The sequence below is a fragment of the Rhodoferax sp. LS1P39 genome, from assembly GCF_056521425.1.
In genome coordinates this window covers 162203-175870 of sequence record NZ_JBWMAV010000001.1, presented here as the reverse complement: position 1 = coordinate 175870, position 13668 = coordinate 162203, and the positions used below count along the sequence as shown (strand labels likewise).

The 13668-nt window shown below is 56.8% G+C and carries 14 protein-coding genes and 1 tRNA gene; 6 read left to right on the top strand and 9 right to left on the bottom strand.

What is annotated here, in order from left to right; genetic code table 11:
• Positions 1 to 454 precede the first annotated feature (454 nt).
• The 6 genes from AC097O_RS00690 to AC097O_RS00665 form a co-directional block, all read right to left on the bottom strand.
• Complete coding sequence (locus AC097O_RS00690) at positions 455 to 925, bottom strand: hypothetical protein (RefSeq protein WP_479590833.1); 471 nt, start codon at positions 923 to 925, stop codon at positions 455 to 457.
• Complete coding sequence (locus tag AC097O_RS00685) at positions 922 to 1359, bottom strand: hypothetical protein (RefSeq protein ID WP_479590831.1); 438 nt, start codon at positions 1357 to 1359, stop codon at positions 922 to 924. The genes AC097O_RS00690 and AC097O_RS00685 overlap by 4 nt, the downstream gene beginning before the upstream one ends.
• 116 nt (positions 1360 to 1475) lie before the next feature.
• Positions 1476 to 1778 (bottom strand): BPSL0761 family protein, encoded by a 303-nt coding sequence (locus tag AC097O_RS00680; RefSeq protein WP_479590829.1) that lies wholly within the window; start codon positions 1776 to 1778, stop codon positions 1476 to 1478.
• Positions 1775 to 1936, bottom strand: a complete 162-nt coding sequence (locus AC097O_RS00675) for a DUF4926 domain-containing protein (RefSeq protein ID WP_479591460.1) — start codon at positions 1934 to 1936, stop codon at positions 1775 to 1777. Before AC097O_RS00675 ends, AC097O_RS00680 begins: the two co-directional genes overlap by 4 nt.
• Before the next feature lie 92 nt (positions 1937 to 2028).
• On the bottom strand, positions 2029 to 2472 hold the full coding sequence (locus tag AC097O_RS00670) for a hypothetical protein (protein WP_479590827.1): 444 nt from the start codon (positions 2470 to 2472) through the stop codon (positions 2029 to 2031).
• Between the two features lie 171 nt (positions 2473 to 2643).
• The gene (locus tag AC097O_RS00665; RefSeq protein ID WP_479590824.1) at positions 2644 to 3192 is read right to left on the bottom strand and encodes a hypothetical protein; all 549 of its coding nucleotides are present in this window, start codon (positions 3190 to 3192) and stop codon (positions 2644 to 2646) included.
• 880 nt (positions 3193 to 4072) lie between these two features.
• On the opposite strand from AC097O_RS00665, the gene AC097O_RS00660 reads away from it, so the two are divergent.
• The 3 genes from AC097O_RS00660 (at position 4073) to AC097O_RS00650 (ending at position 8343) form a co-directional block, all read left to right on the top strand.
• A complete protein-coding gene (locus AC097O_RS00660) occupies positions 4073 to 4336 on the top strand; it encodes a hypothetical protein (protein WP_479590823.1) in 264 nt (87 codons plus the stop codon).
• Between the two features lie 309 nt (positions 4337 to 4645).
• Positions 4646 to 5233 (top strand): hypothetical protein, encoded by a 588-nt coding sequence (locus AC097O_RS00655; protein WP_479590821.1) that lies wholly within the window; start codon positions 4646 to 4648, stop codon positions 5231 to 5233.
• A gap of 443 nt (positions 5234 to 5676) precedes the next feature.
• Complete coding sequence (locus AC097O_RS00650; protein WP_479590819.1) at positions 5677 to 8343, top strand: hypothetical protein; 2667 nt, start codon at positions 5677 to 5679, stop codon at positions 8341 to 8343.
• Between the two features lie 469 nt (positions 8344 to 8812).
• On the opposite strand, the gene AC097O_RS00645 is transcribed toward AC097O_RS00650, so the two are convergent.
• From AC097O_RS00645 to AC097O_RS00635, 3 genes are all read right to left on the bottom strand, one after another.
• The gene (locus tag AC097O_RS00645; RefSeq protein WP_479590817.1) at positions 8813 to 10417 is read right to left on the bottom strand and encodes a tyrosine-type recombinase/integrase; all 1605 of its coding nucleotides are present in this window, start codon (positions 10415 to 10417) and stop codon (positions 8813 to 8815) included.
• 166 nt (positions 10418 to 10583) lie between these two features.
• A tRNA-Pro gene (locus AC097O_RS00640) sits at positions 10584 to 10660 on the bottom strand.
• Between the two features lie 26 nt (positions 10661 to 10686).
• Complete coding sequence (locus tag AC097O_RS00635) at positions 10687 to 11616, bottom strand: polyprenyl synthetase family protein (protein ID WP_479589116.1); 930 nt, start codon at positions 11614 to 11616, stop codon at positions 10687 to 10689.
• Between the two features lie 201 nt (positions 11617 to 11817).
• Here AC097O_RS00635 and rplU point away from each other — a divergent pair, with 201 nt between their 5' ends.
• From rplU to cgtA, 3 genes are all read left to right on the top strand, one after another.
• Positions 11818 to 12129, top strand: a complete 312-nt coding sequence (gene rplU / locus AC097O_RS00630) for a 50S ribosomal protein L21 (RefSeq protein WP_295960805.1) — start codon at positions 11818 to 11820, stop codon at positions 12127 to 12129.
• Between the two features lie 12 nt (positions 12130 to 12141).
• Positions 12142 to 12402: a 50S ribosomal protein L27 gene (gene rpmA, locus AC097O_RS00625; RefSeq protein ID WP_315186898.1), complete on the top strand. Its 261-nt coding sequence runs from the start codon at positions 12142 to 12144 to the stop codon at positions 12400 to 12402.
• A gap of 167 nt (positions 12403 to 12569) precedes the next feature.
• A complete protein-coding gene (cgtA, locus tag AC097O_RS00620; protein ID WP_479590815.1) occupies positions 12570 to 13655 on the top strand; it encodes an Obg family GTPase CgtA in 1086 nt (361 codons plus the stop codon).
• Positions 13656 to 13668 lie beyond the last annotated feature (13 nt).

Sequence of the window (13668 nt, the reverse complement as noted above, 5' to 3'; positions counted from 1 at the left end):
CATGCGCTTGCGATATGCCGTCAAATCAGAACCGTAGCAATGGCAGGCAAGCGGCACACTGCCTTTCATGACCGACACAACGTGTGACAACAGCCAGTGGTCGGTTTGCAATTAACCATTAAACCTTTGATTTAATTGACTTTCCCATGCCGACCAAGGTGTAAACAGGTTTGCGTTTAAGCACTTTCAAGCCCAGAAAGGCCACTACCGGGCATGCCGCGTCGAAGTCGTCTCAGATTCGTCTGCCTTTGTCTGCCCCGCATCTTTGGTCGCTCCGATCAGCTGCGAGGCGGTAAAAGCTTTGGATTCGGGCAAATTGAATCGATCCCGCAGGCCTTGGTTTTACATGCGGTTGCTGCTGACGTACTTCAGGCAGCGGTGCTGGTACAGCAAGCGCAGCAACTCAAAAAAGGACTGCCCGTCCTGTAAAGCCACCACCTCATCCCGACTCCACCTAGCGCAATGCCCGAATTTCAACCATGCGCTCAGGCGACAAGATGTCCTCCAGCGACACCGACTGGTCTCCCCTTGGATACTTTTTTTCAACCCTTGCCATCACTTCCGCCTCAGCCATGGTTTTTGTATTTGCAAGCAGCACCAGATACGACAGCTCTGCATCCGACATTTGCCCGCTTGTGTGCAACTCCCGTGCAGCGGGAAGTCGATCTGTCAGCGCATGAGAGTCGCCATCAACGCGCACATGTTCCAACGGTTGTCGCGCGGCTTCCCGGTTAAAGATAGGGGCATTGGGGGGATATGAAATCGCGGCGCATGTGTTCCAGACGCTACTGTCAACGTCAGGAACGATGCTGGTGATCGTTTGGCCGCGCTTTTGGGGCGCCGCTGCGGCAATCACTGTATGTTGCGCTGTCGTAAGTGGCAAAAACGAGGCGCTGGTGCGCGTAGGTCTCTTGCACTTGGTCATTTGAGGTACTTCATCGCATACACAGCGACGGCAAGGCAGACCAGCATGCCACCGACACAGATGCCGGTGAGCCAGTTCAACCGACGCTCATCAGCTTCACTGCGCCGCCGCACGATGGCTGCAGCGAGTAACGCCTTGGCTTCCAACATCCACAACAACCTCGTTTCCTGTAGCCACCACGCCTCTGCCTGGTCCGCCGGAATAGGCGTGTTGAGCGCGTACTTGCCCTCGGTACACATCGTTGACTCCCAGTTTTGCTCCGATTCTTCCGATGAAAGATCAGCCATGTCAGTCGTCGTTACAAAGGAATCTGCTTGACATCCATCTGGGTCGTCTTCCCTTTTGAACTTGCCAAATACCTCTTGGGGCGGAATTGCCCAATCAGCTAGCGCTAGAAAAGGCCACGCGACAACCATCAACGTCACAAACCACATGGCGCCCAAGCGCGAGAGGCCGCTACCCCTCATTGCTTTGTACTGTGCGTGAAGACTATGCATGTTCGGCTCCCAGCCTGAACATTGGCACCACGTAATGCAGACCCGCCTCCTTATCAGTCATTGCAATGGGTTTTTTCATGCAGATGCGGAGAGTGCGCTCCGTCTTTGGTTACATCGATCATGCCCTGAACCTCTGTCGTCCCTGCCAACCGTGAAAACGGCGGAACTGGTCCGAAAAACATAGGCAATGCTTTGTGTGCAAGTTCAATGTGCGCCAGTCCCGGGTAGTGCCGCAAAAGCGCTTCCGCTTCCATGAGCAGAGAAATCGGCACGGCATCATCGCCAAGCGTGACAAGCCGTTGCAGAAAGTCTCTTGTTTGTACAAGTGCCCGGCTGCGCTCATAAGGTGTTGTCATATCTGCGCCTTCTTCGGTCGCAATGCGGATGCTGCCACCGTGTTGACGGCAACAGTGCTGCTATCAGATCGAAAGACTTCTATCTCGTACGCGGCATTATTGGGGTACGTGTGAACTACGACTCCGACCGCTCCATGCGTAACTCTGTTTGCATACATATTCACGGCGTTCTCCAGCGAAAACCGTTCTTTGTCAATCCCAGAAAGAAACGCTTCTTGAGCGGCGGTCAAGGTGGGTACCCGCCTCGGCATCACTGGGTTTCCTTAAGCGCCAGCCACTCCCTGTCACCCAGGTAGGCGTGGGGCCCCAAAGCTTCGTCAACGCACATGCGAACAAACACCGCACTGTCGGCGTCTGGCGCAAGGTCCACCGCCATCGCAACCCATCGATGCAGGTCCTCCAACGAAATACGGCGCTCACCGGTATCCATGAAGCGGTCTCCGTTTGCATGCAGGTGCAAGATGTATGCAGCATGCTCCATCCAATGCATGGCCGCCGCGGGGTCGGTGCTGCAACGGACATTGAAGCCACTCGGGCGTAGCCCAAACATCAGAACACCCAGGGCAGTGTCGTTGTTTGAATCGCGGTACTGCACGCCGCGAAATTTGATGGCGTAGTGCCCCGGAATGGTTTCGATCAGGAACGCTTCTTCTTTATAGCGCTCGTAGGGCTTCATTTCGATTGGGCTTTGCATAGGGTGGTGTGGCGTCTTCGGTGTTGATGGATCCCACTATCAGACAAGGCACCATGAAGTCGCAAGAGGTATGAACCGTGGGCTGCTTCATGCCGCATCGGGTCGTGTGCGCCTATTGACGAAGCTCTGCATGGCAGGGGTTCCTGCTACTTTTTGCACGTTGGCGATGGACTAGAAGAGCCAGGGCCTGCGAAGGAGCAGTCGAGATGCCATTTCAGCAAACAGCTCTCCCACGCTCAAATCTTGCAGAGATCGGGGAATCTGCTGCATCAGTCGGGATCCACCGTTCCTTGTGAGTACCAGCGTCGCAAGCCATGTCGCTTTGTGCAGGGTTAGGTGGGCGGTATCGCAATCAGCCCCATCCATGTCCGGGAGAATCAGGTTCGCAACATGCCATTTGTCTGCTGCGAGTACCGGGATCTTGGTTACCAATTGCGGCCCCGCGGCAAGGTGCAGCAGTGCAAATCTCTGGGACCAAGCGGACCGGTCACCTTCACCTTTGATGAAGTAGGAGACCATGTCTGTGCCGAGCCACTCTACTGTTGCGGTCACTTTATGGGCGCTCATTTCGTTGGGCCAAATCATGGCGGTTACGCTTTTTCCGTCAATGCCATCGACACTGAATGGCATGCATGACGCCAAAAGCGTATCGATTTCCGGCAAGTTGCAGCCCGATGCAAAAAGGGCATCGATTTCCGAACGCGGAGAAATACCGGGCATGTGGTGATACTGAAGTTTGGAGCGTTAAACCCTGACTTTGGAGCAAGTCACCATGAAGCCACAAGATGGAGGAACCGTCGGGCGCTTCATGTTGTGGTGGGTTTGCTACCCATTTCCTCCCAGCCAGCATCTGTAGGCGGCTTTGGGTGGAGCTGATTCCGTAAGTGGGTCTAGGGGGGGCCAACCCAAGCTCGCGGCGCGAGACGAGAGAGGACTGCTGCACCTGGGTCTGGACGCGACAGGGGTTTGTTGTCGAAAATGGCTAGAGTGAACCTATAGCGGCATCCGCAACGAGGGCGATTCGTGTCGGCAACGTGCTCTTTAGGTGTTAGTGACAACCCCGAACTGACCACCTACCATAAAGGCTATTTCGAGCTTAGTCCGGCAAGAACTTGAAGTGGTCATCAAGTTGCTGGCCATCCCGGTCAACTTGGACTTGCTGTCAACAATTTTATGGCTGGAGCATCTCGATTATTGGTGCTTGCCATCATTGATGCCAACTACTACGTCCGAACGATGATGTCGGTGTTGCTCAAGAAGATAAAAGTTGTGCGGAACTGGTCCGTCGCTTGCCGCAGCTGTCCGACCCAATCAGCGAAGGCCGAAGAATGACAAGACAGCGATGATGATCACGACTGCGCCAACTAGATAGACGATGCTGTTCATGGAGTGCTCCTTTTTGGAAGATGTGAGAGAGGGAAAGACAAGATACCGTGCCTGAAGCTGTGTACGCCACCAATTGCTATTCAAACGCTTGCTGCCAGGGCTGTCTGTGTGCTAGCGCACACAAACTCTAAAAGACTGTGCCTTGAATGGCCATCAGTTGAGGTTCTTTGAGGCTCTAGCCCCGACTATTCCATTCATTAGGCTTTGGCCCGGTGTGACATTGCAACTGCGGTTGGCACCGCCGGAACTTGGCGTGGTGTGCACCACGAAGAATGGCCATGGTAGATGTATCAAAACCTGGCGACGCAGCACTTGCCCTAAACGGCCTTTGGTTTTCTATCAAGAAGGTATTCTGCTGGCTGCTGGCTGCTGGCTGCTGGCTGCTGGCTGCTGGCGCGCGGGTGACAGTAGCATATTGTCGGTGGCGCTGACATTGGGCGTGCTGGCATTTCTGTATGTTCAGCTCAAGGCCCAATAACAGTCGCACAAGTTCATCGAGCCCAACCAGGTGAACGGCTCCATTGACGATCTGGTGGCCATGGACGACTTCAAGGCTGAGAGCACCGATGAAGCTGAACGCCACCATCACCGGCATGAAGTCCTTTTGCGAGGTCACCTTCGAACGTGGCGAAATGATGGCTCAGAATGAGTCCAGTGCACGTGCCGCACAAGCTGCTAGCGTTGCTCAGTCGAGGGGAGGTGGCACTCCTGATCTCTGCCGTTGGATCTCGGTCTCCATTCGCTATACGTCCTGCAGCAATTGGCTGTACACGTATAGAGGAAACGGATGACAGCAAAGGTCAACAAGCTAAGCCGGCGGACAGGAAGAAATCTTTCCCCGACACCCCACGATTCCCAACCCCTGTTGCATGCGTTGGTTGCAGAGGCTACCCGGCAAGGCGATACCCTCGCAGCGTTGGCAAAGGCGCTGGGTGTCAGCTATGAACGCCTGGCCACTTGGCGGCGTGGGGACGCGGATATCAGAAGTGCCCGTCCTTCGGTGCACCAGAACGCTGCACGCTACTTGGGTGTGCCCACCGTGCTCATTTTGGCCATGGCCGGCACTATCAGCTTGGAACAGTTCATATGGCCGCAAAAGGGGGCGATGGGTGAGCGAATGGCAAGAGAGTTGGAGCGCCTTCGGCAGCATCCCTTCATAGGCCCGTTTGTGCCGGCAGAACTTGCGTCTGCTGAGCCGTCGGTGAAGCTGTTCGTGGCGTTTCTGTTCCACGAACTGAGCGGTAATGCAACAGGTCGGGAGCCCAGTTACCGCTGGATGTCCTTATTGCACCAGGCCGCGGTGGGGAATGCCGAAGCCCAAGCTGGATTGGAGACGCTGCGAAGTAGGGTGGATCCGACGGAGGGTCTTTTCTAGACGGTTCGGCGGCGAGTTCTGATTCGCGTCTTTGCTTGTTCTGGCGCTTGGCATTTATTGAGGTATCGGTCGTCGTGCAACTTGAGGCCAAGCAAGCGGTAGGTCGGTGCCTTGGGGTAGCAGATATGCATCGAAATCAGGCAGGACTGGATATGTCTCATGCGAGAGCGTGGCGATGGTGATTCACAGCGGGCCCGTTTGGGCCCGCTTTTTCTGCGTGTGCACCGATGAATCGCAGGTCTTGTGGACTGAGCGACCAAGCCAATCCCCAGCGTGTGTCGACACAGAACATGCCCTAGACGACTTCAAACTGGCTGTCCTAGGCAAGCGTTCAAGATCAATATATATCCATCCGCGCGTAGGTGCAGGGGGTGCATGTGTGCCCTTGCCTTGGATATAAACCATTTGCTCTATAGGAGTCCCCCATCTAAAAAGGACTTCTAGTGAATTCAATATCCAACAGCCAAGAGACACAACTGGACACACTCGGCGCAGAGCTTCCGCAGTGGCCAACTGCCGACGACACCCCTGACTGGGATGAGGACTGCCGTCCGGCACCCCTGGTTCTGCAGCAAACCCTGCCTCTCGCAGAGGCGCTTAGCGCATCTCCATGGCTACAGCTTATCCACACCCACGCCCCGCAGCAGGTCGTGTTGCCACGGCTCTACGTAATAGAGGGCACCCTGCTGCCCGGATTAATATCCTCAAAGAATCGATATGACAGCGTTTGGTACATCCGGATGCCGTCAGCGGAGCATTCCGCGCTCAAGGTGCTGTGCAGAAAAAGCCAGGTCAGTCTGGCCCCGCCCGAGCTGGACCACCCGTGGAATATGAACTGGGTCACCATCTCGGTGGCTGATGACCATCCAGAGCCGCAAGGGTGCCTGATGTTGAGCATAGAGCCTCATGAGCGGGTCTGGAAAGACCCTACCTGGGGCATACACATCGTCTATGAGTGCGAGGGCATGGTCTACCAGATGAGCCGTACGGAGCTGTGGATGCGGGACCCCACTCCAGATGATGACGAAGCGGAGTGGTTGGTCGATGCGGAAAGTCGTATCAACAAGGTGTTTCGCAAGCTGCAGGCCCGTACCCGTGACTGGGAAGCCGGCCGGCGCGCGAGTGAGGCGGCTGCGTATTTCCGCACGCTGTCGGTGCCCGCATACAAGGCGTCTTCTCAAAGCGACCTGGAAATCCTCGGCGTCGCACCTTTGCCAGGCACCGCTGCCACCGATTTCTACCAACTTAGTGGCGTACCTGCAGGCATTGGACGCCTCTCCGTCCTGCTGGATGCAGTTCCACCTGGCCTGGAGAGCGATGAACGCACATGGGTTTGCCTGAATGTTGCGCCCACCCTATTTGCGGAGCTAGCCAAAGGCATTGGCACCCCTGGTGCGGTACGGCTGGAAAGCTCGATTGCGTATCAACAGCCGAGGGAGGGCGGTTTTTACGTCGTATACGTTCAGGTCGGCCTTCTGGCCGCTGCGACGCAGTTGGGCCATGCCGACGGTCGATTTGCGGACGCCTTATCCACCTGGGCCCAAGCTGGCGAATGCCCTCTGGTGGTCCAGAACAAGCACAACGGGGCGACGCTGGTGTTTACCCTGCCGTGGCCCACTGAGGCTGCGGCCGTCGCCCCGGGGCAGGTGTCTGTAGCCGGTCGACCGAACCGATTCAAGCAGCCAGGCTATGCACTTTGCCGGTATTTGGCGCAGATGTCGGATGGTCCGCCGCTTTTATACCTGTATCCATCGGACCTGCTGGGCGAAGCCGCCTGGCAGGACATGATTCGCGATGCAGACGATGTATGGACTTGGTCAGATCGGGCAGGTGCCCGGTTGACGAAGCAAGAGCGGGATGCGCGCTTGGCCCAGGCCGGTGCGCAGGTGCAATTGGCCGTCCCCACGGTGCCCCCACAGTCGTGGGTACTGCAGCGGATTCAACGGGAACGTCACCTGAACGCAGAAACGACCCAGTTGTTCCCGCTGGATGCCGACGCCTTGCCGGAACTGTTGCCCGCATCCCTTGCCGGTCACAGTGTCTGGTACATCTGTTTTCCAGACCACCTGCAACAGGATGTCCCAGCTCTGTTGGGCGATGTCGTGGCGTCGAGCCGGGTCGTTTGGTCCAGCGACCCGGGATTCGACGAATGGGGTTTTGATATCCACGTCCCCGCCATGCTCAGTCGCACATTCACAACCTTGAGAGGGAGAGGGCGATTCGGCAGGCGCTTGTTTCTTGGCCATGTGACGGACATGCTCATCCTGGTCGTGGAATGTGCAGGGCAACGCTATGTGTCTTCTGTTTCGCTCATGCACGGAAGCGAGCTGGAACGGTACGAGGGTTCCCGGTTTGTCAGGCATGAACCCAAATGGAGGAGCTGGAACGCGAAGCAGAAGATACTGCGGGCCCAGGAGGATGGGTTGCCACGTGCGATGGAGCAGCACCACGGCGTGCTGGAAATGAACGTGGTACCGCTCCTGCAGGGAGGTGCTCCCGTGTATACGGAAATTCAGCAACCCAGCTTTGTCTTCCACGGCCACCACGGCGCCATACGCCCCGCCGTGGTCGGCGAGTTGCCGCATATCGTGCCCTGGCTCCCGCCCGCGATGCGCCAGGTGTCGGGTACGTGGTTGCGGATGACCGTTGATGCGGGCATGTTTGACGAGATGCAGACGCAGGTGTGCGAGGCGTGGATGGAGCACATCGAGGTAGACGGGGTTGGTGGTCGGTCGATTGCCCAGTTGTTGGTCGTCGCCAAGTGTGGCGAGCACATCGCTGCGGTATTGGTCGACCCGAGCGACCCGCGCTTTGCCACTGCGATATACACCTGGGCCGCCGAGGGAAGGTGCTCGTTGTGGCTGGAGAACTGGCACAACGGGCGAGGACAAGCGGTTTCTGTTCCTTGGTCGGCAGATGCGATACCGAAGGATGTGCGCCCGGACTCAGAAAGCATCCATGTTTTGTCTTCGTACCCCGGCAGAAATCTTCCTGAGCAGCTCAAAACTCGACTCGCCGAAATCATGCCTGCTCTCAATCCAAGCCTGAAGTTGGTGCTGTCACCGTTGATTGACCAGGCGGGGTGGAAGGTGTTCGAGCGCACGTATTAGAAGTCGTCTACGTAAGTGGGTCCACATTCAATGGTGCAGGAGCAGTGTTCTTAATTGGCTCCTGGCTTGCCCTTGCATGGGTCTGATGGTGAGTTTTGAGGCCGTGCGTGCGGCGCTGAACTGGTGAAGGCGGACTTTGGGGTCCGCTTTTTATTTGGAGCGTAGGTGGTATCAGAGGTCGAGCATTTACAACCTTTCTGGCTTCACTGGGAAACTACTTGCACTACCCGGCACCACGATTTGCAGCCAAAGCTCTGATCAGAGTTGACGGTGTCGGGCTCAGGATCTCCAGCGGTTTGGGATATGGATAGAGTGCCGGACTGCGTTTTCGAAGGGTACCGCGGAAAGATCACCTGTTTTTTGGACAACCCTGGTCGCGCTGGTGCGCGCAAGTGGCATGCTTGGAACTTGGTTTTGTTTTGCGCCCCTCCTGGGATAGGCGCATTTTTGTGAGCTCCGGCAGTACGGATTAGGCTACGCGCCTATTCGGGAAAGGAATAACGTTTCCCGTTGGCGGATTGAGCGAAGTAGGGCAAGTTGCATTGCGCGCCAGCACCCCAACGACCGGAGCTTTGACCTGGCCCATGAGGGCGGTCGCCTTGCTGCCTTCCGCCACGATATCGCCAAGCGTGATGGTTGCATCCTTGGACAGATATTTTCGGCCTCTGTGTATCCGATGGGTCTGCTCATCCTTGAATGCGGCATCCAATTTTCGGGCGAGCTTGGAAGCGCATAAATGGGCGTAGCGCATCAGCATGCGTGTATCCCGGTGTCCACTGAACTGTTGCAGGTCAATGAGGGTGAACTGACCCGTCTCGGCTGCGCGGCTGATGGCTTCATGCCGGCAGTCATGGATATGCAGGTCTGCTAGTTCTGCGGTTTTGCATGCCTGGTTCCACATGGCCGAAAGGTGTCTGACGCTCATCGGAAATACGAACTCACTCGTACGAGGCAGCTCAGCAAGCATTTCCACGAGCTCTTTGCGCAGGGAGAGTTTGCGGGGCCGGCCATTCTTGGTTTCCGGCAGGAAGGCGGTGCCCGCCTCGAAGTCAATCCTCTCCCAGGTCAGGTTCAAGGCTTCACTTCTGCGTGCGGCGGTCATCAACTGAAAATGCGCAAAGGTCTCCAACAGGGGGATGGGCTCACATATTTCTTCGGCGAGCGGGCGCAGTCGTTTGCTCTCGCTAGCGTGTACCTTCTTTCGGGCGCTGGCGCTGTCGAACGCCATCCCTTGCATGGCACTGTCAACCAAGGCGGCAAGGGAAGTCTTGATGGCGCGTTCACGGTCAATTGCCGCCAGGGCCTCGATGAGCCTAAGTTCTTCCGCAGGGGGGATACGCCGATCCCGCTCATTGAAATACTGGGGACGTCGCGCCGCATCCAGGGGATTTTTGGCAAGGTTGAAGTCCCATATCTTGGTGAGTACGGTAAAAATGGCCCGGAGGATGTCGAATTCGCGGTCTACGGTGGCTGGCATCACGCTCAGTAAACGTTCCGCGCTGTAGTCTTCAATGTCGGCTGTGGTGACCTCGGACAATCGTTTATGCATCCAAGCCAAGCAGGTGGATACTTCGCGCATCCTGTGTTTGGCGGGGCGTCTGGCGAGGTTCTTTGCCTTCAAGCGTTCCCGGTAGACCTCCAGAAGCTGGATGCCCTCGGGGCCGCTGTCTTCAAGCCAGCCTTCAACCTTTATGGTGGTGAGGTAGCGGCTGCTTTTCAGCTTGGGGACTTCTTCCTCCAGATAGCGAATCAGCAAGCTAGCGAAGCTGGTCTTGTGGGCGGCGGTGTAGTCGATGAACAGGCCGCGATGGCGTTCTTCTTCGATTTTTTTGATGTAGGCGTCCGCTTCCTCGCGCGAGCGGCACATCAACTGGTCTTCGTCGTAACCCTTTTGACGGATACGTACCAGAAAGAGGTTTTCTGCCTGGGTCAGTTTGGGCTTGAAGCCCTTTTCGCGCAGCGACGCAATATGGGCTTGGACGGCCTTGGTTTTGCTGAAGGGGAATGCTTGGGTGAGGTCGTCCCGGTTTTTGACGGTGACGGTGTAGCGAGAGCGGTTTTCGATAGATGCCATGAAGGACTCCGAGTTGAGGAGTCTTCTGTAGCGATCGTTGTTTATCCGTTGATCCAATCCATGCGCTTAAAACGGCCTGATTTGGCACAGTTTTGGCACAGTTTTGAAGTTGCCTCAAAATACGAGCACGTTGCGCGTCTGCAAGTGTTTGATTTATAAGGATTTTTGGTCGGGGTGAGAGGATTCGAACCTCCGGTCTCTACGTCCCGAACGTAGCGCTTTACCTGACTAAGCTACACCCCGATAAAGCTGGTGGGAACGCCGCAAAACTAGGAGCGGCGTTCCAATAATTGCGCGGCTAATTGTAGCAAGCCATCGGTGTAGGCATTGGGCTGGAAGTGCTTCGTGGCCTCTACCGCGCGCTGGGCTTCGGCGGCTGCGGCTTGGCGTGTGAGATCCAGCGCACCGGTGCTTTTCACAATCGCAATGATCTCGTCCAGGCGCTCGGTTTCGCCGGTTTCGATGGCGCTGCGGATCAAGGCGCATTGTTCTGGGCTGCCGCGCCGCATGGCGGCGATCAGCGGCAGGGTAGCCTTGCCTTCACGCAGGTCATCGCCCAGGTTTTTGCCCATCTCGGCGGCATCGCCGTCGTAGTCGAGTACGTCGTCAATCACCTGGAAGGCGGTGCCCAAGGCCTGGCCATAGGCGGAGCAAGCCGCTTCCACCTCGGGCGAGCTGTGCGACAGGATGGCCGCCAGCCGGGCGCTGGCTTCAAACAGCTTGGCGGTCTTGGAGCGGATCACGCGCAGGTAGGCGGCTTCATCGAGCGAGGCATCGTGCATATTGACCAACTGCATCACCTCACCTTCGGCAATCACGTTGGTGGCATCGGCCAAAATTTGCATGATGCGCATGTCTTTGGCATCGACCATCATCTGGAAGGCGCGCGAATACAGAAAGTCGCCCACCAGTACGCTGGCCGGGTTGCCGAAGGCCTCGTTGGCGGTAGGGCGGCCCCGACGCAGGGTGGATTCGTCCACCACGTCGTCGTGCAACAGGGTGGCGGTGTGGATGAATTCCACCACGGCTGCCATGTTGAAGCGCTGTGCCTCGGTATAGCCCAAGGCTCCGCACATCAGCAGCAAAATCGCCGGCCGCAGGCGTTTGCCACCCGCAGAGATGATGTACTGCGACACGGTACCCACCAGTGGTACGCCGGAGGCCAGGCGTTGCGCAATGACTAGATCCACCTCGCGCATGTCATCGGCAATGAGGGCGAGGGCGGCGGCGGTGCGGGAGGAATTGACGGACAAGGTAGAAAACGGTTAGTTACGCAATTATAGGAAGTTCGCAAGCCCAAATTACCCACCAAAACACGTTGATTGGTGGTATGCGCTAGACAATGCTAGAATCTGAGGCTCTGTGGAAATCCGTCTGCAGATTAAGTGAAGAGGTCAAGTATGTACGCGGTCATAAAAACCGGAGGCAAACAGTATCGTGTTGCTTCTGGTGAAAAAATTAAAGTAGAACAGATTGCTGCGGACGTAGGCCAAGAGATTGTGTTTGATCAGGTTCTGGCAGTCGGCAACGGCAGCGAGATCAAGGTTGGCACCCCCTTGGTTTCCGGCGCAACGGTTACGGTCACGGTAGTGGCTCACGGCAAGCACGACAAAGTGGGCATTTTCAAAATGCGCCGTCGTAAGCACTACATGAAACGCCAAGGTCACCGCCAGCAGTTCACCGAACTGCAAATCGGCGTGATTGCAGCATAACGGGCACAGGTCATGGCACAGAAAAAAGGCGGCGGCTCTACGCGAAATGGACGTGACTCCAACCCCAAGATGCTGGGTGTGAAGAAGTTCGGCGGTGAACTGGTGAGCGCAGGCGCGATCATCGTTCGCCAACGTGGCACCAAGTTCCATCCCGGCAACAATGTCGGTATCGGCAAGGACCACACCTTGTTTGCTTTGGTGGCGGGCCATGTGTCCTTCGCTATCAAGGGTTCGATGAACAAGCACCAAGTGGTTATCACACCTGCGGCCTAAGCCCTGGTTAGATAGATCACTTTGATCCCTCCGAAGCCCCGCCTCGTCGGGGCTTCGGTGTTTCAGGGACACCAAAGAGGCTTCTGGAAATTTGATTTTGGGCTTGCAGGGATGCCGCCCGGGAATCATATTTCGAGAGGACTCACAATTTTGATATTGGAATCGGTATGAAATTCGTTGACGAAGCCTTCATTGACATCTCCGCAGGCGATGGCGGGGCAGGGTGCGTGTCGTTTCGTCACGAAAAGTACAAGGAATTCGGTGGCCCCAACGGTGGCGACGGTGGCCGAGGCGGCCATGTGTATGCCGTGGCCGACATCAATCTGAACACCCTGGTCGATTTCCGTTTCTCGCGCCGCCACGATGCCAAGCGCGGCGAGCACGGCATGGGCTCCGACATGTTCGGCGCTGCCGGTGACGACATCATTTTGAAAATGCCGGTGGGCACCATCATTTCCGATGCCGAAACCGGCGAGAAATTGTTTGAGCTGCTGGTCGAAGGTGAAGTGATCACCATCGCCAAAGGCGGCGACGGCGGTTTTGGCAATATGCGCTTCAAGAGTGCCGTCAACCGCGCACCACGCCAGAAAACCCCGGGCTGGCCCGGCGAAAAGCGCAGCCTGAAGCTGGAATTGCGCGTGCTGGCCGACGTGGGCCTGCTGGGCATGCCGAACGCCGGTAAATCCACCTTCATCACTGCGATTTCCAACGCCCGCCCGCGCATTGCCGACTACCCGTTCACCACCTTGCACCCCAACCTGGGTGTGGTGCGCGTCGGCCCTGAACAAAGCTTTGTGGTGGCCGATTTACCTGGTCTGATCGAAGGCGCGGCCGAAGGTGCGGGCTTGGGTCACCTGTTCTTGCGCCACCTGCAGCGCACCCGTTTGCTGCTGCACATTGTGGACATGGTGCCGTTTGACGATGCGGTGGATCCGGTGGCGCAGGCCAAGGCCATCGTGGGCGAGCTGAAGAAGTACGACGATGGCCTGTACAAGAAGCCGCGCTGGTTGGTGCTGAACAAGTTGGACATGGCCGAGAGCGACAAGCGTGCGGCCTTGGTCAAAGATTTTGTGAAGCGCTTCAAGTTCAAGGGCCCGGTGTTCGAAATCTCGGCCCTGACCCGCGAAGGCTGCGAGCCGCTGGTGAAGGCGATTTACAAGCACGTCAAGGCCGAGCAACTGGCGGAGCAAACCCCGGTGGAAATCGATCCCCGGTTTGTCGTGCTCCCATCGGAAAAGTCTGCCGAAGAATAACTCCTGAAATAAT